Annotated in this window: 16 protein-coding genes and 1 tRNA gene; 12 read left to right on the top strand and 5 right to left on the bottom strand. The window is 64.1% G+C overall.

Features of this window, described 5'->3' with window-relative positions; genetic code table 11:
- The gene (locus tag ACODTZ_RS18955) at positions 1-2,475 is read left to right on the top strand and encodes a glycoside hydrolase family 2 protein (RefSeq protein ID WP_489027225.1); all 2,475 of its coding nucleotides are present in this window, start codon (positions 1-3) and stop codon (positions 2,473-2,475) included.
- Between the two features lie 90 nt (positions 2,476-2,565).
- Positions 2,566-5,877 carry an alpha/beta fold hydrolase gene (locus ACODTZ_RS18950; protein WP_489027223.1) on the top strand — a complete coding sequence of 1,104 codons (3,312 nt, stop codon included), beginning with the start codon at positions 2,566-2,568 and terminating at the stop codon, positions 5,875-5,877.
- A gap of 77 nt (positions 5,878-5,954) precedes the next feature.
- Here the strand turns inward: ACODTZ_RS18950 and ACODTZ_RS18945 are convergent, their stop codons facing one another.
- The 3 genes from ACODTZ_RS18945 to ACODTZ_RS18935 all read right to left on the bottom strand — a co-directional run bounded on the left by ACODTZ_RS18945 (position 5,955) and on the right by ACODTZ_RS18935 (position 8,460).
- Positions 5,955-7,121, bottom strand: a complete 1,167-nt coding sequence (locus ACODTZ_RS18945) for a glycosyltransferase family 4 protein (protein WP_489027222.1) — start codon at positions 7,119-7,121, stop codon at positions 5,955-5,957.
- Positions 7,122-7,260: 139 nt separating this feature from the next.
- The gene (locus tag ACODTZ_RS18940; RefSeq protein WP_018901882.1) at positions 7,261-7,497 is read right to left on the bottom strand and encodes an Lrp/AsnC ligand binding domain-containing protein; all 237 of its coding nucleotides are present in this window, start codon (positions 7,495-7,497) and stop codon (positions 7,261-7,263) included.
- A 72-nt stretch (positions 7,498-7,569) separates the two neighbouring features.
- A complete protein-coding gene (locus tag ACODTZ_RS18935; RefSeq protein ID WP_489027220.1) occupies positions 7,570-8,460 on the bottom strand; it encodes a LysR family transcriptional regulator in 891 nt (296 codons plus the stop codon).
- 112 nt (positions 8,461-8,572) lie between these two features.
- Here ACODTZ_RS18935 and hglS point away from each other — a divergent pair, with 112 nt between their 5' ends.
- From hglS to ACODTZ_RS18905, 6 genes are all read left to right on the top strand, one after another.
- Positions 8,573-9,982, top strand: a complete 1,410-nt coding sequence (gene hglS, locus ACODTZ_RS18930; protein WP_489027218.1) for a 2-oxoadipate dioxygenase/decarboxylase HglS — start codon at positions 8,573-8,575, stop codon at positions 9,980-9,982.
- A 24-nt stretch (positions 9,983-10,006) separates the two neighbouring features.
- Positions 10,007-11,290, top strand: a complete 1,284-nt coding sequence (locus ACODTZ_RS18925; RefSeq protein WP_489027216.1) for an NAD(P)/FAD-dependent oxidoreductase — start codon at positions 10,007-10,009, stop codon at positions 11,288-11,290.
- A 25-nt stretch (positions 11,291-11,315) separates the two neighbouring features.
- Positions 11,316-12,854 carry an L-piperidine-6-carboxylate dehydrogenase gene (amaB, locus tag ACODTZ_RS18920; protein WP_489027214.1) on the top strand — a complete coding sequence of 513 codons (1,539 nt, stop codon included), beginning with the start codon at positions 11,316-11,318 and terminating at the stop codon, positions 12,852-12,854.
- Between the two features lie 207 nt (positions 12,855-13,061).
- Positions 13,062-14,093 carry an iron ABC transporter substrate-binding protein gene (locus tag ACODTZ_RS18915; protein WP_489027212.1) on the top strand — a complete coding sequence of 344 codons (1,032 nt, stop codon included), beginning with the start codon at positions 13,062-13,064 and terminating at the stop codon, positions 14,091-14,093.
- 163 nt (positions 14,094-14,256) lie between these two features.
- A complete protein-coding gene (locus ACODTZ_RS18910; protein WP_489027440.1) occupies positions 14,257-15,816 on the top strand; it encodes an ABC transporter permease in 1,560 nt (519 codons plus the stop codon).
- Positions 15,813-16,850: an ABC transporter ATP-binding protein gene (locus ACODTZ_RS18905; RefSeq protein WP_489027210.1), complete on the top strand. Its 1,038-nt coding sequence runs from the start codon at positions 15,813-15,815 to the stop codon at positions 16,848-16,850. The genes ACODTZ_RS18910 and ACODTZ_RS18905 overlap by 4 nt, the downstream gene beginning before the upstream one ends.
- A 56-nt stretch (positions 16,851-16,906) precedes the next feature.
- On the opposite strand, the gene ACODTZ_RS18900 is transcribed toward ACODTZ_RS18905, so the two are convergent.
- Together ACODTZ_RS18900 and ACODTZ_RS18895 are read right to left on the bottom strand one after the other, a co-directional pair.
- On the bottom strand, positions 16,907-18,235 hold the full coding sequence (locus ACODTZ_RS18900; RefSeq protein ID WP_489027208.1) for a glucoamylase family protein: 1,329 nt from the start codon (positions 18,233-18,235) through the stop codon (positions 16,907-16,909).
- A 456-nt stretch (positions 18,236-18,691) separates the two neighbouring features.
- A tRNA-Gly gene (locus ACODTZ_RS18895) sits at positions 18,692-18,766 on the bottom strand.
- Positions 18,767-19,021: 255 nt separating this feature from the next.
- Here ACODTZ_RS18895 and ACODTZ_RS18890 point away from each other — a divergent pair.
- The 4 genes from ACODTZ_RS18890 to ACODTZ_RS18875 all read left to right on the top strand — a co-directional run bounded on the left by ACODTZ_RS18890 (position 19,022) and on the right by ACODTZ_RS18875 (position 21,578).
- Positions 19,022-19,531, top strand: coding sequence for a prolyl-tRNA synthetase associated domain-containing protein (locus ACODTZ_RS18890; RefSeq protein WP_111562633.1), 510 nt, complete (start codon positions 19,022-19,024; stop codon positions 19,529-19,531).
- A gap of 53 nt (positions 19,532-19,584) precedes the next feature.
- A complete protein-coding gene (trxA, locus tag ACODTZ_RS18885) occupies positions 19,585-20,583 on the top strand; it encodes a thioredoxin (protein ID WP_489027206.1) in 999 nt (332 codons plus the stop codon).
- Between the two features lie 124 nt (positions 20,584-20,707).
- Entirely contained in the window at positions 20,708-21,379 is a 672-nt protein-coding gene (locus ACODTZ_RS18880) for an LON peptidase substrate-binding domain-containing protein (RefSeq protein ID WP_489027204.1), read from the top strand.
- A gap of 10 nt (positions 21,380-21,389) precedes the next feature.
- Positions 21,390-21,578: a Trm112 family protein gene (locus ACODTZ_RS18875; protein WP_018901898.1), complete on the top strand. Its 189-nt coding sequence runs from the start codon at positions 21,390-21,392 to the stop codon at positions 21,576-21,578.
- Positions 21,579-21,641: the final 63 nt, after the last annotated feature.

Below are 21,641 nucleotides of genomic sequence, written 5' to 3'. Positions count from 1 at the left end.
ATGCGTGGGAGACTGGCGAGCATCGCGGCGGAGGAGATCGCGCTCAGCGAAGGATGGAACCTGGTTCTGACGGAACCCGGCGCCTGCGCCAATCCGCACGACCTGCCGCTCTCCGCCCAGTTCATCCCCGCCGAAGTGCCGGGCACGGTTGCGGCCGCGCTGGAGCGAGCGGGCTTGTTCGATCGCGAAAATCCCGTGCCGCTCGACAACAGAGATGCCTGGTATGTCTGCCGCCTGTTCGACGCAGCGCCCGGTGACGCGATCCTGCGCTTCGAGGGGCTGGCGACGCTGTGCCATGTGTTCCTGAATGGCCAGGAGATCCTTTCGTCCGAGAGCATGTTCACCATGCATGAGGTGCCTGTGACACTGTCAGGTGGCGACGAGCTGGCGCTCTGCTTTCGAGCGCTTGCGCCTCGCATCGCAGATAACGGCCCGCGCGCCCGCTGGCGGCCGCAGATGATCACGCCGCAGGGCCTTAAGAACGTCCGCACCACGCTGCTTGGCCGCATGCCCGGCTGGTGCCCTGAGATCCACGCCGCCGGGCCTTGGCGGCCGGTCACGCTGGTGCGTCGCGATGTGGTGTCGCTGGATGATGTCAGTGTGCGGGCGGTGCTGGAGCCGGATGGTTCAGCTAAGCTCAGTGTGTCCTTGCGCACCGATGCCGAGGCACCCGAATTGTCGCTGCGCTGCGGCGGCATCGAGCAGGCGTTCGAAAAGGTGGGGGAGCGGCACTACTCGGCCATTCTGCGGTTGAAGGACGTGGAGCCCTGGTGGCCTCACACCCATGGGACGCCGCGCCTCTACGACTATGCCGTCGTCATCGATGGTGTCGAACATCCGCTGGGCAAGACCGGCTTCAGGAGCGTCGTGGCCGATCGCGGCCCTGACGGCAGCGACTTCGCGCTTCTCGTCAATGGCGAGCGGGTGTTTTGCCGCGGTGCGGTCTGGACCACGGCCGATATCGTGAAGCTTCCCGGCGCGCGCGCGGATTACGAGCCGTTCCTGCGGCTGGCGGCCGAGGCCGGCATGAACATGATCCGCATCGGCGGCACCATGGCCTACGAGACATCAGATTTCTTCCAGCTTTGCGACGAGCTCGGGCTGATGGTCTGGCAGGACTTCATGTTCGCCAATTTCGACTATCCGAAGAACGACAAGGCCTTTACCGCGCATGTGCATGCCGAGGTCGAGGAGTTCCTGCACGGTGCACAGGGTTCGCCATCGCTTACGGTGCTCTGCGGCGGCAGCGAGATCTATCAGCAGGCGGCGATGCTCGGCCTGCCGCCGGAGTTCTGGTCCGGCCCGATCACCGACGAGATCATTCCGGCCATCGCGGCACGGCTCTGCCCCGAAATCCCATATGTCGCTAATTCGCCGTCCGGTGGCGCCATGCCGTTTTCGCCGAATGCCGGCGTGACGCATTATTACGGCGTCGGCGCCTATATGCGGCCGCTAGACGATGCGCGCCGTGCGAACGTGCGCTTCGCGGCCGAGAGCCTCGCCTTCGCCAATGTGCCGCAGCAGAAGACGCTGCAGCGGCATCTCGATGTCCCGCCGGTCCACAGCCCACTATGGAAATCGCGTGTGCCAAGGGATCGCGGCGCTTCCTGGGATTTCGAGGATGTGCGCGATTTCTATCTCGGCCATCTCTACGACGTCGATCCGGCGCGCTTGCGCCGTGAAAACCGCGATCTCTATCTCGACCTGTCGCGCGCCGTCACCGGCGAGGTGGCGGAGGAGACCTTCGCGGAATGGCGGCGCAAGGGATCTAGCTGCAATGGCGCGCTGGTCTGGACGCTGCAGGACTTGTTGCCCGGCGCCGGCTGGGGCGTGATCGATTCAACCGGCGCACCGAAGCCGATCTGGTACGCGCTGCGCCGCGCCTTCCGGCCGATGCAGGTGCTTATGACCGACGAGGGGACCAATGGCCTCGACGTGCTTGTGATCAACGAGACCGAACACAGCCTGCAACTCGATCTCGAGGTCATCTGCTTCAGGAACGGCCGACAGAATGTGGCGAGCGGCGGACGCATCCTGACACTTGCGCCACGCAGCACGGAGACGTTTGCCGCAACCGATCTGTTCGGCGCCTTCTTCGATACCACCTACGCGTTCCGCTTCGGGCCGCCGGCGCATGATGTCACCGTGGCGCGGTTGAGGCTTCCCGAGGGTGGCGCGGTGGTGGCGGATGCCTTCCATTTCCCGCAAGGGCGTTCGAAGGCTGTGCACGATGCCGAGATCCAGGTGTCTCTGGCCGAAGACGGCGGCGCGTGGTTTGCGGATCTCGCCACCGACAGGCTGGCACAGTCGGTGCATATAAGCGTCGATGGTTTCCGGCCCGATGACGACTGGTTCCATCTGGCGCCGGGGGCCGCCAAGCGCGTTCTGCTGCGGCCGCTTTCGGGGCGAGGGGCGGAGGATCGCCCGACCGGCGAGGTGCTGACACCAGGCGGCGCGCACGCCTTTTCGTTCTAGAGGCGCTCGTCGCAAAAGATGAGGCGCAATCAATTTCGAAAGACTTTCTTACTAAAATAGGCCCTTCGAACGGCCTAAAGCGGATACGGTATGTCTAAGGGAATTATCGCGAATTCTGTGATGAACGGCGCGGCGGGAATGCTGCTCCTGGTAACGGGATTCCTGTCTTCCATCATCACCGCCCGGCTGCTCGGGCCTGAGGCGAACGGCATTGTCGCCTTCTCGCTCTGGCTCGTGGTGACAGGCGCGTCGATCGCCGAGCTCGGCTCCAGCATCACCATGTCGAAGACGCTGCCGCAGCTTCAGGCGGAAGGTTTTGACGCGCGCCGGAGGCTGGGTTTCGCCTCGCTGCTCGTCACCGTCATGCTGTGCTCGACGCTGTTTCTGCTCGGCCTCTACGCGCTGTTCTTCCTGACGTCGGAACAGATGCATTGGGCGAAGACCGCCCCCTCGGTCGCCTATGTGACAGGCGCGCTGTTCTTCGTGCAGGCCATCGGATCCTTCGTCAAATTCTACCTTATCGGTGAGCGGCGGCTGACCGATTTCTTCAAGCTCGCCATGGGCGTGTGCCTGCTGCAGCTGATCGGCGTCGGCGCCGGCGCCGTGCTCTATGGGGTCGAGGGCGTGCTGGTCGGCTACCTGCTGGGGCAGATGGTATTCTTCATCGCCACCATCCCGATCCTGATGACGCCGCGCGATCGCTGCGGGGTTCCGCTGAAATATCTGGCGGCCTCCTCGATCGTGCTATCGGCGCAGTTCCTGATCGATTCCATCTTTCTCAACAGGCTGGAGCTCCTGTTCCTGCAGCAGTTCTGGTCAGTCGAGATGGTCGGCTTCTATGCCGTCGGCCTGTCGGTCGCCAATATCGCGCTGCAATTGCCGATCCAGATGACAGGCAGCCTGCTCCCCTATTATTCGGAGCGGCGCCACTCGAGCGACGACCGCACCCTGCCGGTCGAGGTGTTCGCGGCCGTTACCCGCAGCATGGCCTATATCATCCTGCCTATGAGCTTCGGGCTTGCCGCCATATCGAGCGAGTTGGTGCGCGCGGTGTTCGGTGAGGCATTCGCGCGCAGCGGAACCGTCGTGGCGCTGCTGGCGCTTGCCGCCCCGTCCTACACCTTCATGCAGACGCTCAGCCTCTATCTTCTCTCCATGGATCGCGCCCGCGACCGGCTGAAGGTGAGCCTCGTCGGCGCCGCCGTGATGACGCTCGGCTGCCTTGCGGTCGTTCCGTTCTTCGCCGCCGAGGGCGCCGCGATGGTGCGCATCGGCGTGTTCACGATTATGTGTATTATCATGGTGCGACAGACCGGTTTCGGCTCTCAGCTCTCTGGTCTTTACGTAAATCTGCTCAAGACGCTTGCCGCATCGGTCCTGTGCGCAATTATAGCCCTTGGAATTTTACACTATATCAATGGTTCTATTGGACTTCTTCTCGCAGTCGTTCTTGGGGGCGCTGGCTATATTGTTGCGCTCAAGCTTTTAAAGGCAATTCCGCGAGAGGATGCCGATGTTATGTCGTCTATTGTCGAAAAATTGCCGGGCTCGGTAGGAAAGTCCGCCCGCAAGGCCGTTGCCTTCATCGCGCCGGCAAATGCCAAGACGGCGGAAGCCGAAGAGGCGATCGAGATCACCGTCGAGACCGGTCTTGCCGAGGGCGCCGGCAACGAGGCCGCGCTGCCCTTTGCCTTTAATGGCACGATCGGCCTGTTCAAGCCGGAAGACGCTGGCGTTGCCAAGCGCTCCACGGCCGTGCTCTTCGTCAATCCCTGGGGGCTTGAGGAGATGTGCAGCCGGCGGTTCTTCCGCGTCACGGCGGAGCATTTCGCGGGCCTCGGCGTGCCTAGCCTGCGCTTCGATTATCCCGGCGCCGGTGATGCGCTTGATGTCGACGACACCGTTGGCCTGAATATCTGGGAAGACGCGATCCGCGACGCCGCTGAGCGGTTGAAGCAGCTGAGCGGTTGCAGCCGCATCATCATCGTCGCGCAGGGGCTTGGAGCGGCACTGGCGCAGAGAGCCGCGCCGTCGATCGAAGGCGTCGATGCCATCGCCCTGCTCGGTCCCGTCGCCAACGGCCGTGCCTATCTGCGCGAGCTTCGTGCATGGGCGACGTTCATCAATCATCACCTGGGATTGGGCGAGGATGCCATTCCCGAGGGCAAGCACATGATCGCCGGGCTTCAGATGCCCGATGGGATCGCCGCGGAGCTGTCGAAGGTACGCATCGCTGCGCCGGAAACGCTGGCAGCACAGCGCTACCTCATTCTGGAGCGCCCGGAGCGCGCCGACGACACGACGCTCGCCGACAATCTGACCGCGCTTGGCGCGACGGTCGAGCAGCAGACGTTCAAGGGCTATGACAGGCTGATCTCCGACCCGGTCTTCTCGCGGACGCCGATGGAGGTCGTCGAGACGCTGGCGCAATGGGTGGACAAGCAAACGTCGGTCGATCCGGCTGCGGCACCTTCCGCCACCGCTGTCGATACGCAGTCGCTCGCAGGCGACGGCTTCGAGGAAGTGCCGGTTCGTTTCGGCGCGTTCAATCATCTGGTCGGCGTCGTCACGCGTCCGGTCGGCCTGCCGCGCGGCAACAGCGTGGTGTTTCTGTCGACCGCCTATGACCGCCAGTCCGGCTGGGGTCGCGCGATCACCGACATGGCCCGGGGGCTTGCCCGCGAGGGCGTCGCCTCGATCCGCTTCGATTCCGCCAATGTCGGCGACAGCCCGCCGCGTCCGGATGCACCGGATCAGATCCTCTATTCCGCCACCCAGAACGCCGATGCGCAAGCCGCACTCGATCTGCTCGAAGGCATGGTGCCGGGCCCGCTGATGGTCGCCGGGCGCTGCAGCGGCGGCTATGTCGCCATCCGCTCCGCCGTCGACGATGTCAGGGTGAAGGCTGCCGTATCGATCAACCCCTTCGTTTATTACTGGGATCCGAACCAGCCAGTCGAGCGCAAGCATGTCGTGTCGGTGCCGCGCAGCTTCGAGGATTACGGCCAGCGGCTCTCCAGCTTTGCCACGGTCAAGCGTCTCATGAAGGGCGATATCGACGTGCTGGCGGCGACGCGCAATGTCATTATCGCCTTTTCACGCCGCATGTCGGTGCGCATCGCGCCGCTGCTCGAATATCTGCCGAGCCGCCGGCACACGGCGAGCGAGGTGAAGAAATCCTTCGTCACCGTCGGCAAGCGCAAGGTGCCGCTGACGCTGATCTACAGCGAAGGCGATGTTGGGCTGGAGCACATGTACTTCCACTTCGGCCCCGGCGGCCGCAAGTTCGAGCGCCATCCGAACGTCCGGCTGGTGATGCTGCCCGATGCCGATCACAATCTGACCCCGCCGGAATCGCGCCGGACGGTGTTCGCCGAGATCGCGCGGCTGGCGAAGGCCTGAGCGGGCACAGGCGTGCGCCGGCTCGTTTCGGGTCGGTCAAGTTTTCGGACTATCGAGGGTGATTGCGCCGGCTTTTATTAGCCGGCGATGAGCTCTTTGTAGACGCCGATGTAACGTTCCGCGACGACGTCCCAGGAATAGGCAGAGGCGTCGGAGAGAAGGGCGGCTCGCACCGCCGGGCCCTGCGCTTCCAGGCGCTTGCAGGCCGTTTCCAACGCGAGGGCTGCGGCCGCCGTATCGGCGAAGTCTGCGAGCAGTATGTCCTTGTGGCGCTCGCCGAGCGTTCTAAAGGCCTCGTTGGTGTTGAGCACCGGCACCAGGCCGGCGCTCATGGCTTCCAGCGCCACAAGCCCAAAACCTTCATAGGATGAGGCGGAGGCGAAGATCGAGGCGTCGGCGATGATCCGCCCGACGGCGCCGTTGTCGGCGTCGACATGGATGGTGACGGCGTCGTTAAGCTTCAGCCGGTCGATCTGGGCCATCAGGTCCTGTCGGGTCAGATCGGATTCGACGCCGGCGATATCGAGATGCCAGTCCGGATTGCACACTCTCAGCACCGCCACGGCGTCGATCAGCCTGTCGAGGCGCTTGTTGACCGAGAACCGGCCGATCGTGACGATCCGGCGCTTGGGGCTGCGCGATGCGCGGTCGGCGAACTTGCCGATGTCGGCGCCGTTTTCGATGAGAATGCTGCGGCTCGGCGCGATCTTTTCGAACTGCGCGAGATCCGACATGCTGCAGCCGATGACCCGCTTGTAGGCCATGGCCGAGAGGCGGGTGATGGTCTGGAACCAGACCTTCTTGATCGCCGCGAATTTCGTCGTGTGGAAGAAGCCGCCATGGGTGGTGACCACCATCGGCTTGCGATGCAGCAGCCGGCCCCAGGCAAGCGCATCGAAGAAGAAGTCGATCGCGTGCACATGGATCAGATCGGCGTCGCCGAGATGGCGGAAGACCTCAGGCGCGAGCGGATAGCGCGTGCTGCCCGACCAGGGGATGCGGACGACGTCAATGCCGTCGATGGTTTCGCGCGGTGGCAGCATCTTGTCCCGGGCGGTGAACAAGCTGTCGAGCGTGATGACGCGGACACGGTAGCCGCGCTTCAGCGTCTGGCGCGCGAGATTGGCGACAACGTCCTCCAAGCCGCCGCGATTGGGCAGGAACTGGCGGATGACGTGAACGATCAGCGGCGCGTTGGCGGCGACCGGTTCGGCGTCATGGGAATAGAGCTCGGCGGCGGACATATGTCATTCCTTCGGCCGCGATGGGATGGTCGCAGCGTTCATCGATGCCACATGGCAACCGCCCGCGTTAAGGCGGCGTTAAATGTCCGCGCCTTCGGGGATTTGCTTTTGGGAAGAGTTAACCGACCGTGACCCGAGGTCAGAATGCGCGGAAGGTCAGCGTCGTCAGCGAGCGGACGATGCCGGGAATGCTGGCGATCTGATCGTTAACGAATTTCCCGATGTCCTCGCCTTCCTGGATATAGACCTTGAGCATCAGGTCGTAATCGCCGCTGGTCGAATAGAGCTCCGAGACGCGTTCGGTCTTGTAGATTGCGTCGGCGACCTCATAGGTCTTGCCGGGGGCGCATTGGAGCTGGACGAAGATCGGCTTCATGGGAATTTCCTGGGTCGAATTCTGTTGCGGCGCATAATGCGCGAAACGACGGGTGTGGCGCAAGCGGTTCCGTCAAGCTGCGGCTTCGCGGACGATCCAGTCGCGGAAGGCTGCGAGCGGGGCGTAGTCGGCGCGCTCGGCGGGGAAGGCCAGATAGTAGCGTTCCTTGCTCTCCATCTCGCGATTGACTGATGCCACGAGATCGCCGCGCTTCAGCTCGTCCTGGATGAGGAACGTCGGCAGCAGCGCCACGCCGAGCCCGGCGATCGCCGCCTGGGCCGCCGTTGCGAACTGGTCGAAGAGCATGCCGTGAACGGTCTGCGGCGGCACCTCGTTGTCGGCGAACCATTGTTCCCAGGCATCCGGGCGGGTGGTCAGATGCAGCAGCGGCACGTCGACGAGATCGGACGGCTGGCTGATGCCATACCGGTCGCGGAAATCGGGGCTGCAGGCGGGCACGGTCTTTTCCGACATCAGGAATGTCAGCTCGGCGCCCGGCCAGAGCGGATGGCCGAAATGGATGGCGGCGTCGATCGAATCGAGCCGGAAATCGAAGGAGGACAGACGGGTGACGAGGTTGATGGTGACGCCGGGATTGGCGGCCAGGAAGCGGCCGAGGCGCGGCGCCAGCCAGCGTGTGCCGAAGGTCGGCAATATGGCTAGGTTCAGCGTGCCGCCGTGCGGATTGGCGCGCAGGTTCAAGGAGGCGCTGGAGATGCGCCGCAGCGCCTCGCGGATCTCGCGGGCATAGCCGTCACCGGCAAGCGTCAGGCGCACGGTCTGGCGCTCGCGGATGAAGAGCTCGACGCCGAGTTGCTCCTCCAGCGTCTTGATCTGGCGGCTGACGGCGCTTTGCGTCAGGTCGAGTTCCTTGGCCGCGGCCGTGACGCTGCCGGTGCGCGACACCGCCTCGAAAGCGGAGAGCAGCGCGGTGGAGGGTAGAAAACGCCTTGACGTCAGCATGGGTCATTCCATTTCAGAATGAGCTATTTCCGAAATGTCGATATTTATGGCTTTCGGGCGCTTGTAAATAGCTGCACTAATCATAATCGGAATGAACGTGGGGATCTCTATCATGGCAGGCTTCGTTTCCACAGACCGCATCCGTTCGCTGTTTACCGAAGCGATGTCGCAGATGTATCGCGCCGAGGTGCCGCAATACGGAACGCTGCTGGAACTGGTTTCCGACGTCAATGCCGAGGTGCTGGCCAAGGACAATGCGCTCCGCGAGCGCCTGACACGGGCCGGCGAGCTGGAGCGCATCGATGTCGAGCGCCATGGCGCCATTCGTCTCGGCACTCCCGAAGAGCTTTTCACCATCCGCCGCCTCTTCGCGGTCATGGGCATGCAGTCGGTCGGTTACTACGATCTCTCGGTGGCGGGCGTGCCTGTGCATTCCACCTGCTTCCGCCCGGTCGACCAGGCGGCGCTCAGCGTCAATCCGTTCCGGGTCTTCACCTCTTTGCTCAGGCTCGAACTCATCGAGGACGAGGCTTTGCGCGCCGAGGCCGCCGATATTCTTTCGAAGCGCCGCATCTATACCGAGCGCGCCATCCAGCTGATCGAGCGTTACGAAGAGGCAGGCGGGTTGACCGAGGCTGAAGCGCAGGAGTTCGTCGCCGAGGCGCTGGAAACTTTCCGCTGGCACGGCGAGGCCACCGTTACCGCCGAGAATTACAAGCGCCTGCACGACGCGCACCGGCTGATCGCCGATGTCGTCTCGTTCAAGGGGCCGCATATCAACCACCTGACCCCGCGCACGCTCGATATCGACGCGGTGCAGGCCCGCATGCCGGAGCGCGGCATCACGCCGAAGGCCGTCATCGAGGGGCCGCCGCGCCGTGATTGCGATATCCTGCTCAGACAGACCAGCTTCAAGGCGCTGGAAGAGGCGATCGCCTTTGCCGGCGAGACGGGCGCCACCAAGGGCACGCATACGGCGCGCTTCGGCGAGATCGAGCAGCGCGGCGTGGCGCTGACGGCCAAGGGCCGCGCGCTTTACGACCGGCTGCTGGCCTCGGTTCGCGGCGAGGTGCAGGTCGGTGCGGGCGGCGCCAAGGCCGGCGATTACGATAGCGAGCTTGCCGAGCGGTTCCGCGAACTGCCGGACAGCTGGGCGGCGCTTCGGGCCGAGCAGCTGGCCTTCTTCCACTATTCCGCGACGCCCAAGGGCGTTGCCGCAGCCGTCGACGGCGCGCTGCCTGACGATGCGGAGGCGCTGATCGATATGGGTTATCTCACCTTCGATCCCATCGTCTACGAGGACTTCCTGCCAGTCAGTGCGGCCGGTATCTTCCAGTCGAACCTCGGCACGGATCAGCAGCAGAACTACGCGACCCGCTCCAACCGCTCGGCCTTTGAAGAGGCGCTCGGCGCGACCGTCACGGATGAGCTTGACCTTTACGCGGAACGTCAGGCACGCTCGCTGGAGGCGGCGATCGATCTGCTCGGGCTTTCCGGCCTGCGCCTCAGCAACGTTGCCTGATAGACCCGCGAACGGAGCTCTCCGATGCTGAATGATCCGCGCTCCCACGGCCTCTGGGAAAAGACCGCGCCGCAGCCGCCGGCAACGGTGCCGCTTGCGGGTGCTGTGACCGCCGATATCGTCGTGGTCGGCGGTGGCTATACCGGGCTGTCGTCCAGCCTGCATCTGGCGGAGGCCGGCAAGTCGGTGGTGCTGCTCGAGGCCAACGAAGTCGGCTTCGGCGGCGCGGGGCGCAATGTCGGGCTGATCAATGCCGGCATGTGGGTGATGCCCGACGATCTGCCCGGCGTTCTCGGCCCCGTCTATGGCGAGCGCCTGCTCGACCTGCTCGGCAATGCGCCGAAGCTGGTGATGGAGCTGATCGACAAGCACAAGATTGCCTGCGAGCTCGAGCGCAACGGCACGCTGCATGTGGCCGTCGGCGCCGATGGGCTCAAGGAAATCACCGATCGCGCCAGCCAGTGGGCGGCGCGCGGCGCCGATGTCAAATTGCTCGATGCCGCGGAGACTGCACGACGCGTGGGCAGCAGCGCCTATACCGGATCGCTGCTCGACATGCGCGCCGGTACGCTGCAGCCGCTCGCCTATGCGCGCGGCCTCGCGCATGCCGCCGTCAAGGCCGGCGTTGCGCTGCATACGTCGAGCCCCGTCATCGCCACCGAGAAAAACGGCAATCGCTGGACAGTCAGAACCGCGAAGGGTTCCGTCACCGCCGACTGGATCATCGTCGCGACGGACGCCTACAGCACCGGCCCCTGGGAGCCGGTGCGCAACGAGCAGGTCCATCTGCCCTATTTCAACCTGGCGACCCGGCCGCTCGGCGACAATCTGCGCAAGTCGATCCTGGCTGGCCGCGAGGGCGTGTGGGACACCAAGGAAATTCTCTCCTCCTACCGCATGGACCAGGCCGGCCGGCTGGTGTTCGGTAGCGTGGGCGCACTGCGCAATACCGGGCTTTCCGTCCACAAGGGCTGGGCGCGGCGCGCGCTGAAGAAGCTCTTCCCGCAGCTCGGCGATGTCGAGTTCGAATGCGAGTGGTACGGCAAGATCGGTATGACCGACAATTCGCTGCCGCGCTTTCACAAGTTCGCCGACAATGTCGTCGGCTTTTCCGGCTATAATGGCCGGGGGATCGCGCCGGGAACGGTGTTCGGCCGCACACTCGCCCGCCATATCCTGGGCGAGATGAGCGAGGCCGAGCTGCCGCTGCCGCTGACTGATCCCGCCGAGCCGCGCTTCCGCGCCGCCAAGGAATTATGGTACGAAGCCGGCGCCCAGGTCGCCCACTTCGCCGATGCCCGCTTCTAAGAACAATAAGGTTGGAACCACGACAATGACCATCGAAACGCTCGATCTCGCCACCGAAACCAAGACCCTGCTTGCCAAGCTCGGCGTCAGCGCCGACCGCTTCACCGGCGGCACGCTGCGGGTGACGTCGCCCGTGACAGGCAAGGAAATCGGCGCGCTGAAGGAAGTTTCTGTCGCCGACGCCAAGACCGCGATCGATAACGCCCACAAGGCATTTCTCGAATGGCGCGCCGTTCCGGCCCCGAAGCGCGGCGAGCTCGTGCGCCTGCTCGGCGAGGAGCTGCGCGCGGCCAAGGCCGAGCTCGGCCGGCTGGTGTCGATCGAAGTCGGCAAGATCACGTCCGAAGGTCTCGGCGAAGTGCAGGAAATGATCGACATCTGCGATTTCGCCGTCGGCCTGTCGCGCCAGCTCTACGGCCTGACGATCGCCACCGAGCGTTCCGAGCACCGGATGATGGAAAGCTGGCACCCGCTCGGCGTCGTCGGCATCATCTCGGCCTTCAATTTCCCCGTCGCCGTCTGGTCGTGGAATGCGGCGCTGGCGCTGGTCTGCGGCAACTCCACCGTCTGGAAGCCGTCGGAAAAGACGCCGCTGACCGCACTTGCCACGCAGGCGCTGTTCGAAAAGGCGCTGAAGCGCTTCGTCGCCGAAGGCGGCACGGCGCCGGCCAATCTCTCGACGCTTCTGATCGGCGGCCGCGATGTCGGCGAGGCGCTGGTCGATCATCCGAAGGTGCCCCTGGTTTCTGCCACGGGCTCGACTGCCATGGGCCGCGCCGTCGGTCCGCGCTTGTCGCAGCGCTTTGCCCGCGCCATCCTGGAACTCGGCGGCAACAACGCCGCGATCATCTGCCCGACGGCCGATCTCGACCTGACGCTGCGCGGCGTCGCCTTCTCGGCCATGGGCACCGCCGGCCAGCGCTGCACCACGCTGCGCCGCCTGTTCGTGCATGAGAGCGTCTACGACGCGCTGGTTCCGCGCCTGCAGAAGGCCTACGGCTCCGTCAGCATCGGCAATCCGCTGGAAAATGGCACGCTGGTCGGTCCGCTGATCGACAAACAGGCCTACAGCAACATGCAGTCGGCGCTGGAGCAGGCGAAGGCCGCGGGCGGCAAGGTCACCGGCGGCGAGCGCGTCGAAAACGGCGCAACCGAGGCCTTCTATGTGCGCCCGGCGCTGGTCGAGATGCCCGCGCAGACCGGCCCGGTCGAGAACGAAACCTTCGCGCCGATCCTCTACGTCATGAAGTACAGCGATTTCGACGCGGTTCTCGAAGACCACAATGCCGTACCGCAGGGCCTGTCGTCGTCGATCTTCACCAATGACATGCGCGAAGCCGAAACCTTCGTCTCGGCGCGCGGGTCCGATTGCGGCATTGCCAACGTCAACCTCGGCCCCTCGGGCGCCGAGATCGGCGGCGCGTTCGGCGGCGAGAAGGAAACCGGCGGCGGCCGCGAGTCCGGTTCCGATGCATGGCGCGCCTACATGCGCCGCACCACCAACACGATCAACTACGGCAAGACGCTGCCTCTGGCGCAGGGCGTGAAGTTCGACGTCGAATGAGCGTCTGACGGCTGTGATGATTAGGGGCGGGAGCGCGATGGCGTTGCCGCCCTTTTTGCTGCCGGCTAGAATCATTCTAAGTATTTTCCAATTATTTCAAGCCTTTGTGATGGCCTTCAGGTCGCCTAAACTTGAAATCGAGTGCCAACGAAAATATACCGCTGCAATCATCATGGATATCGCAGATGACATGCCATGGAGGGCATCATGACCGTCTCCCTTAATCGCCTCTCGCAGGCGGCCGCGCTCGGCGCCATGCTTCTTGCCGCGACATCGCTCGTTTCGGGCGCCAAGGCGCAGGAGGAGGAGTCCGAAGGGATCGTCGTCTACAACGCCCAGCACCAGAGCCTCGGCCAGGAGTGGGTGGACGCCTTCACCAAGGAAACCGGCATCAAGGTGACGATGCGCCAGGGCAGCGACATGCAGTTCGCCAACCAGATCATCCAGGAAGACGAGGCGTCGCCCGCCGACGTGTTCCTCACCGAGAATTCGCCGGCGATGACTTTGGTCGATGCCGCCGGGCTCTTCGCCCCGATCGACAAGGCAACGCTCGACCAGTTGCCGGAAGAGTTTCGCCCGAAGGACGGCATGTGGGCCGGCATCGCGGCGCGCTCCACGGTGTTCGCCTATGACAAGACCAAGCTCACCGAGGACAAGCTGCCGAAATCGATGATGGATCTCGCTGATCCCTCGTGGAAAGGCCGCTGGGGTGCCGCCCCTGTCGGCGCCGATTTCCAGGCGATCGTCAGCGCGCTGTTGCAGCTGAAGGGCGAGGAGGCGACGGCCGCCTGGCTGAAGGCGCTGAAGGAAAACGCGACCTCCTACAAGAGCAACACGGTTGCCATGAAGGCCGTGAACGCAGGCGAGGTTGAAGGCGCGATCATCTATCATTACTACTGGTTCGGCGATCAGGCGGCGACGGCTGAAAACAGTAAGAACGTCGCGCTGCACTATTTCAAGAACCAGGATCCGGGCGCCTTCGTCAGCCTCTCGGGCGGCGGCATCCTGAAGTCGAGCCAGCACCAGAAGGAAGCGCAGGCCTTCCTGAAGTTCATCACCGGCAAGGCCGGGCAGGCGATCCTGAAGAACGGCACCTCCTATGAATACGCCGTCGGCAAGGGTGCGGCCTCCAACGACAAGCTGGTGCCGATGGCCGACCTGCAGGCGCCTGCGGTCGATGCCTCGCAGCTGAACAGCAAGAAGGTGGTCGAGATGATCACCGCAGCCGGCCTGATCTAACGGCTGCAGCGCGGCGGCCGGGGCAAAACTGTTGCTTTTGCCTCAAGAAAACTTTAGGCCATGACGATACACGGCAACCGCTTGTTCAAAGGCGGTTGCCTTCCTTTTTCAGCGTGTCAAAGGCGCGGCCTTGCTGCAGGACAACAGATTGCTTGCTTCCGATATGTCGGCGGCGCGGCCGGCGGCAGGACTGGCGCGACCGCGCCGGGGCATGCCTTATGCGCCCGTCGTGCTTTTTGCCGCAATCGTCGCGCTGTTCAGCCTCGTTCCCCTCGGTTTCATCGGCTGGATCACCGTCGATGTCGGCTGGGAAACGGTGAAGCAGCTGGTGTTTCGCCCGCGCGTTGGCGAGCTGCTCGTCAACACCGTCGCCCTCGAAGTCATCACCGTGCCGCTGTCGATCGTGCTGGCGGTAACGCTTGCCTGGATCACCGAGCGCACCGATGTCCCCTTCGCACGCCTCTGGGCGTGGCTTGCCGTGGCGCCGCTTGCCGTGCCTGCCTTCGTGCACTCCTACGCCTGGGTCAGCCTGGTGCCCGGGATGCGCGGGCTGCAGAGCGGCGTCTTCGTTTCGGTGCTGGCATACTACCCGTTCCTCTACCTGCCCGTCGCCGCGGCCCTGCGGCGGCTCGATCCGGCGATCGAGGATGCGGCCGCCTCGCTGGGGCTCGGGCCCTGGGCGGTGTTCTTTCGCACCATCCTGCCGCAGCTTCGGCTTGCCATCTGCGGCGGTTCGCTGTTGATCGCGCTGCACTTGCTGTCGGAATACGGGCTGTTCGTGATGATCCGCTTCGACACGTTTGCGACCGCGATCGTCGACCAGTTCCAGTCGGCCTATAACAGCCCGGCCGCCAATATGCTCGGCGGGGTGCTGGTCGCCTGCTGCCTGCTCTTGCTTGCGATCGAGGTGCTGGTGCGCGGCAATGAGCGCTATGCCCGTGTCGGCTCCGGCTCGGCGCGCCCGGCCGATCGCCGCCGTCTCGGCTGGTTCGCGGTGCCGGCGGTGCTGCTGCCCGTCATCGTCGCGGCGCTGACGCTCGGCGTTCCCTTCGTCACGCTGGTGCGCTGGCTTTATCTCGGCGGCGCCGGTATCTGGCGCGTCGAGGTGGGCAATGCCTTCGTGCAGTCGATCGTGCTGGCGTTTGCCGGCGGCATCCTGGCGACGATCGCGGCCGCCCCCATGGCGTGGCTGTCGGTGCGCGCGCCGGGGCGCGTGCAGCGCGTGCTCGAAGCCTGCCACTATTATGTCGGCTCGCTGCCGGGCGTGGTCGTGGCGCTGGCGCTGGTGACGATCACCGTGCGCCTTGTGCTGCCGCTCTACCAGACCTTCGCGACGCTGCTGCTCGCCTATATCCTGCTCTTCCTGCCGCGCGCCATGGTCGGCCTTCGTGCCAGCATCGCGCAGGCGCCGGTGGAGCTGGAGCGGGCCGCGATGGCGCTTGGGCGCACGCCGGGCCAGGCGGTGCGGCAGATCACCATGCGGCTTGCAGCGCCGGGTGCCGCAGCCAGCATCGCGCTGGTGGCGCTTGGGATCACCAACGAGCTGACCGCGACGCTGATGCTCTCGCCCAACGGCGTCGAGACGCTGGCCACGAAATTCTGGTCGCTGACCAGCGAGATCGATTATGTCGCCGCCGCGCCTTACGCCTTTATGATGGTCGTGCTGTCGCTGCCGCTGACCCTTCTTCTCCATGCTCAATCGAAACGGACTGCCGGACAATGACGCTGCTTACGATCGAAGGTGCCAGCAAGCGTTATGGTCAGGTGCAGGCGCTCGACAACATCTCGCTGGAGGTGACGGCGGGCAGCCGCACCGCCGTGGTCGGCCCGTCCGGCTCCGGCAAGACGACGCTCTTGCGCATCATCGCCGGCTTCGAACAGCCCGATCAGGGTCGCGTCACGCTTGATGGCGAGTTGCTGGCCGATGGGCCGGCCGCGGTGCCCGCGCACAAGCGCGGCATCGGCATCGTCTCGCAGGAAGGCGCGCTGTTTCCGCATCTCGACGTCGCCGGCAATATCGGCTTCGGCATTGCCCGGAGCGCGACCGACCGCGACAAGCGGGTGCTCGACCTGCTCAATATGGTCGAACTCGATCGCGGCATGCTCACGCGCCGCCCGCACCAGCTCTCCGGTGGCCAGCAGCAGCGCGTGGCGCTGGCGCGCGCGCTTGGTCGCGAGCCGCGGCTGATGCTGCTCGACGAACCCTTCTCGGCGCTCGACACGGGTCTTCGCGAAAACATGCGCAAGGCGGTAGCCCGCGTGCTGCAGGCGGCCGGCATCACCAGCATTCTCGTCACCCACGACCAGGCCGAGGCGCTGTCCTATGCCGATCAGGTGGCCGTTCTGCGCGACGGCACGCTTGTGCAGGCCGGATCGCCGCAATCGCTCTATCTCGCGCCGCGTGACCGGGAGACGGCGCTGTTCCTGGGCGACGCCGTGATGCTGCCGGCGATCATCCGCAACGGCCATGCCGATTGCGCGCTCGGCCATGTCGCGGTCGATAGCCAGCATCAGGGCAAGGTCGAGATCATGCTCCGGCCCGAACAGATTCGCGTCGTCACCGACAGCAGCGAAAAGCCTTATGGGGGACGCGTGGTCGAGGTGGATTTCGGCGGCGCGACCTGCACGGTTGCTGTTTCGCTCGACGGCGTGGCGCTGCCGCCGATCCTGATCAAGACCTCGAGTGTGGCGCTGCCTTTGCGCGGCGACCGGGTGCGGCTGGAGATCGCCGGCAAGGCGCATGTTTTCGTGCGCTGAGGGGTAACCTCTGCGCTGGCGGGCGCTCTCCGCGCTCGCCCATCCGCTAAACGCCGTCAGGCGATCTTGAGCTCTTCGTCTTCCGCCTCGTCTTCCAGCCAGCCACCGGTGAAGCCTGCGCGTTCGAGGCCGGTGCGGATGACGTCGGACTTGCGCATTAGGCTCCAGATGAAATCGGAGCGATCGTTTTCGATCGACATCACGAGCAGCCCCTGGTCGATGCCGACGCAGCGGTCGTCCACCCACCCCTCCGGTCCCGCCGTCTTGACGGATGGGTTGAAGCCACCAGGGAAGCGACCTTCGTAGCAGAGGTCGGGATAAGCCTGGAGCAGTGCCCGCGTGCCCGAGATCGCCGCCTCGCGGTCATAGGGCAGGGCTGCAAGCGCGCACCATGGCGCAAGCGTTCCATCATCGGGGCCGAGTGGCGCGCCTCGGGCGGCGTAGCCGAGCACACTCGGGCGCCGGTCGCCATGGCGGCTGCGCGACGGCGGCGGACCGTCGGAGGCCGACAGGCCCCAGACATCCCTGGAATAGCCGATGAAATGGCCGGGGTTGCGCTCGGCGTAGTCGCGCTGCACCTCGATACAGATCTGCGTGTTGCGGAAATAATCGCTGTCGCGCGCCGCCATCGGTCTGTCGCGGATGCCGCGAAAATCGATCCAGGCATGCGAGAAGAGGTGGATGAAGAAGGGTCCGGCATAGAGATAGCACTTCTCGCCGAAAAGCATCCAGGAATAGCTCGAGGTAAAGGCGTCGTAGCTCGATTGCGGGATCGGGTGCGTGGGCGAGGCGAGCGCCAGCGTGTAGAGCAGCACCGCCTCGTCATAGCCCTGCCAGCGCCAGCGCAGGAAGCCGCTTGAGGGCTTCCAGCCCATGCAGATGGTCTCGCCCTTGTTGAGCGCCCAGTGCCAGTCGATGCGTTCGTAGATCAGCGTCGCCAGCCGACGGATCTCGACCTCGGCCTCGTCGTCGCCATCGAAATAGGCGGCTGCCGTCAGCACGCCGGCGACGAGCAGCGTTGTGTCGATGGTTGAGAGTTCGCTGTTCCAGGCGCGGTGGCCGGTGTCCATGTGCAGGAAGTGGTAGAAGAAGCCCCTGTAGCCGATCGCATGCCGCTCCCGGCCCTGATGGCCGTTGGCGAAGAAGCAGAGCGTCGTCGTGGTGCGGGCTATTGCGTCCGTCCGCGTCATCCAGCCGCGCTCGACGGCGACGGTGTAGGACGACAGCGCGAAGCCGACGGCCGCGATGCTGCAGGGCACGTTTGCGACCGATGTATCGGCGACAAGCCCGTTTTCGGGGTTGGAATGTTTCAGGAAGTAATTGAACGCCGCCTGCTGCAGCCTGTCGACCAGCGCGGCATCTGTTTCCTCGGTCCGTTGCAGCATCTTCTCCCGCCCAATCGGTTATCCTGCCCCTTGCTTCAACATGGGCAGGTGCGAGGCGCAAATCAATGTTTTTTGAGGGGTGGGGTTGGGGCTTTGCGCTCGTAACACATCGCGGGACGTAGAGGAGATTTGTTTCCGGCCTTGAGACGGGAGGCATCCGCCCTCTCGACCGTCACCCTCGGCCTTGTGCCGAGGGTCTAAGCACGTTTCCGCGAATTCAACGGTGCTGATGTTTGCGACGGGGCGGTGTTCGCCGTCGAGCGTCACCCAACTGTCGAAAACAGAGCGCCAGATGTCCATTCATGTTGAGCAAGAGGGACCGTGCTCAGATCCTCGGGACGAGCCCGAGGATGACGGTCGCGCGTGCGGTTTCGCGCTTCGATCCTAAGGTCGCGTCGATCGATGCGGCCAATCGGCGATCCTATAATTACAATATATCAATTGGTTGGGAAGATTTGGAGCGGGCGAAGGGGTTCGAACCCTCGACCCCAACCTTGGCAAGGTTGTGCTCTACCACTGAGCTACACCCGCTCATAATCCCGACGGCCTGTGGTAGTTAGAGAGGACCGTGGGCGCCACCTTGCGGCGACGGGCGCTATATCGCCCAAACGATTTTCAAATGCAACAGGGAAATGACGGAAAGGCGAAGAAAAATTTGAAAAGCTTTCCCGACCCCACCTAAAATGCCGCAAATGCAGGGAAAAGCGGCGAATAGGCACGTTGCAAAAAAGGGGAGGGAGACGTAATCAGGGGGCGCCTTATCCCAATAGAGTGCTGGAACGAGCCATGACCGAGAAGACGCCGAAGACCGCAACCGAACTCTACGCCTTTCTCGACGGGCTCGGCATCAAGCACAGCACGAAGACGCATGCGCCGGTCTTCACGGTGGCCGAATCGGTGGCGCTGCGCGACGAGATTCCGGGCGGTCACACCAAGAACCTGTTCGTGAAGGACAAGAAGGACCAGTTCTTCCTGCTCACCGTCGAGGAGAATGCCTCGGTCGACCTGAAGACGGTGCACACGCTGATCGGTGCCGCCAGCAAGGTGTCGTTTGGCAAGCCGGAGAAGCTGATGGAGTATCTGGGCGTTATTCCGGGCTCGGTTACGGCCTTCGGCGCGATCAATGATTCGGACCACAAGGTCACATTCGTTCTTGATGCCGATCTCATGAAGGACGAGATTATCAATTGCCATCCGCTGTCCAACGACGCGACCACGTCGATTGCAAGCGCCGACCTCGTCCGCTTCATGGAAGCGACCGGTCACACGCCGCTTGTCTTGAAAGTGACGTCCTGACATACGATTTTAACGCTAGAAAAGCCGGCTGACCGGCGCGGCGGGAGATACTCATGAGCGGCAACGACAATCCCTACAGCAATTCCTTCGGCCAGATGTCGGCAACGGCGAGCTATGGCGGCGCGCCTGCAGCACCGGCCCAGGCAGCGGCGCCGGCACCCATCGCGGCCGGCGGCGGCTATATCAAGGATACGACGACGGCGACCTTCAGCAAGGACGTCATCGAGGAGTCGCGCAACCAGCCTGTTCTCGTCGATTTCTGGGCGCCCTGGTGCGGCCCGTGCAAGCAGCTGACCCCCGTCATCGAAAAGGTGGTCAACGAGGCTCAAGGGCGCGTCAAGCTCGTCAAGATGAACATCGACGACCATCCGTCGATCGCCGGCCAGCTCGGCATCCAGTCGATCCCCGCCGTCATCGCCTTCGTTGGCGGTCGTCCGGCCGATGGCTTCATGGGCGCGGTGCCCGAAAGCCAGATTCGTGAGTTCATCGATCGCGTCGCCGGTCCCGCGGGTGCCGACCAGGCGGCCGAGATCGAGGCCGTGCTTGTCGAGGCCGATGGTCTGCTCGCCAGCGGTGATATCAATGGCGCAGCACAGCTCTATGGCGCCGTCATGCAGGCCGATCTTGATAATGCCAAGGCGCTCGCCGGCATGGCGCAGTGCATGATCGCCGCCAACCAGCATGAGCGGGCGCGCGAGGCGCTGAAGGAACTTCCCGACGAGATGGCGGCTGATCCGGCGATCCAGGCGGTGGTGAAGAAGCTCGAGCAGATCGAGGAAGCCCGCAAGCTCGGCGATCCCGTGGCTCTCGAGCAGGCGCTTGCCGCTAACCCCGACGATCACGAAGCGCGCATGAAGCTCGCCAAGATCCGCAATGTGGAGGGCGCGCGCGAGGAGGCGGCCGATCACCTGCTCTACATCATGCGCAAGGACCGGACCTTCGACGACGACGGCGCGCGCCGTCAGCTGTTGCAGTTCTTCGAGGTCTGGGGCTTCAAGGATCCGGCCAGCGTTTCGGGACGGCGCAAGCTTTCGGCGCTGCTGTTCTCTTAAGCATCAGCGACATTTCGCCTTCCTGTTTGCCGCCATCGACCCTTGCGTTTTCGATGGCGTACCCCACATTCCTCTGGATGCGGGCGTGTGGTTTAGGTCCGCCGATTATGCGGGACGAGTGCCGATGCAAGTGGGGAATGCACGATATCTGAAGAGCGGCGATGTGCCTGACACGATCGCCGTCTTCCCCTTGACCGGTGCGCTGCTGCTTCCGACCGGCCAGCTCCCGCTCAACATCTTCGAACCCCGCTATCTCGCCATGTTCGACGCGGCGATTTCAGGCAACCGGCTGATCGGCATGGTGCAGCCGGCGCTTGGAGAGAGCGACGACAAGAGCAGCGAAGGCAATCTCAGCGCCGTCGGCTGCGTCGGGCGCATAACCTCGTTTGCCGAGACCGGCGACGGTCGCTACATCGTCTCGCTAACCGGCGTCTGCCGCTTCCGTCTGCTCGACGAGAAGGATACACACCAGCCCTACCGCACCTTCCGCATCGCGCCGTTCATCTCCGATCTCTCGGCACGCAACGAAGAGGACGCGGTCGACCGCGCGGCGCTTCTCGCCGCCTTCAAGGCCTATCTTGAGGCCAACAAGCTGGAGGCTGACTGGGAGAGCGTGGAGCGCGCCAGCAACATGACGCTGGTCAATTCGCTCGCAATGATGTCGCCCTTCGGCCCGGCGGAAAAGCAGGCGCTTCTCGAGGCGCCGGATCTGAAGACGCGGGCGGAAACGCTGATCGCCATCACCGAAATCGTCCTTGCCCGGGTCTTCGGTGACTCGGACACGATTTTGCAGTAGAAGCGGTCGCATGGACGAAAAACTGAGCCGCGTCGATCCCAAGCTTCTGGAACTGATGGTCTGCCCACTGACCAAGGGGCGGCTCACCTATGATCGCGAGCACAACGAGCTCGTCTCCGAAAAGGCAAAGCTCGCCTACCCGATCCGCGACGGCATTCCGATCATGCTGGTGTCGGAAGCGCGCGAGATCGAGGAATAGATCAGGCCCTAGAGCCTTTCCTGGTTAGATTGAAGCATTCTGTTGGCTCAAACGGAGTCGGAT

The organism is Rhizobium sp. FG113 (assembly GCF_057809895.1).
This window is presented reverse-complemented; position numbering and strand designations above follow the sequence as displayed.

What these genes read in the sequence shown, in the direction of transcription:
- ACODTZ_RS18900 (WP_489027208.1), bottom strand. Translation starts at nt 18,235, where the DNA reads ATGCTGCAACGGACCGAGGAAACAGATGCCGCGCTGGTCGACAGGCTG.
- ACODTZ_RS18940 (WP_018901882.1), bottom strand. Translation starts at nt 7,497, where the DNA reads ATGAAGCCGATCTTCGTCCAGCTCCAATGCGCCCCCGGCAAGACCTAT.
- amaB (WP_489027214.1), top strand. Translation starts at nt 11,316, where the DNA reads ATGACCATCGAAACGCTCGATCTCGCCACCGAAACCAAGACCCTGCTT.
- trxA (WP_489027206.1), top strand. Translation starts at nt 19,585, where the DNA reads ATGAGCGGCAACGACAATCCCTACAGCAATTCCTTCGGCCAGATGTCG.
- ACODTZ_RS18950 (WP_489027223.1), top strand. Translation starts at nt 2,566, where the DNA reads ATGTCTAAGGGAATTATCGCGAATTCTGTGATGAACGGCGCGGCGGGA.
- ACODTZ_RS18875 (WP_018901898.1), top strand. Translation starts at nt 21,390, where the DNA reads ATGGACGAAAAACTGAGCCGCGTCGATCCCAAGCTTCTGGAACTGATG.
- ACODTZ_RS18915 (WP_489027212.1), top strand. Translation starts at nt 13,062, where the DNA reads ATGACCGTCTCCCTTAATCGCCTCTCGCAGGCGGCCGCGCTCGGCGCC.
- ACODTZ_RS18905 (WP_489027210.1), top strand. Translation starts at nt 15,813, where the DNA reads ATGACGCTGCTTACGATCGAAGGTGCCAGCAAGCGTTATGGTCAGGTG.
- ACODTZ_RS18925 (WP_489027216.1), top strand. Translation starts at nt 10,007, where the DNA reads ATGCTGAATGATCCGCGCTCCCACGGCCTCTGGGAAAAGACCGCGCCG.
- ACODTZ_RS18955 (WP_489027225.1), top strand. Translation starts at nt 1, where the DNA reads ATGCGTGGGAGACTGGCGAGCATCGCGGCGGAGGAGATCGCGCTCAGC.
- ACODTZ_RS18935 (WP_489027220.1), bottom strand. Translation starts at nt 8,460, where the DNA reads ATGCTGACGTCAAGGCGTTTTCTACCCTCCACCGCGCTGCTCTCCGCT.
- ACODTZ_RS18910 (WP_489027440.1), top strand. Translation starts at nt 14,257, where the DNA reads ATGTCGGCGGCGCGGCCGGCGGCAGGACTGGCGCGACCGCGCCGGGGC.
- ACODTZ_RS18945 (WP_489027222.1), bottom strand. Translation starts at nt 7,121, where the DNA reads ATGTCCGCCGCCGAGCTCTATTCCCATGACGCCGAACCGGTCGCCGCC.
- ACODTZ_RS18890 (WP_111562633.1), top strand. Translation starts at nt 19,022, where the DNA reads ATGACCGAGAAGACGCCGAAGACCGCAACCGAACTCTACGCCTTTCTC.
- hglS (WP_489027218.1), top strand. Translation starts at nt 8,573, where the DNA reads ATGGCAGGCTTCGTTTCCACAGACCGCATCCGTTCGCTGTTTACCGAA.
- ACODTZ_RS18880 (WP_489027204.1), top strand. Translation starts at nt 20,708, where the DNA reads ATGCAAGTGGGGAATGCACGATATCTGAAGAGCGGCGATGTGCCTGAC.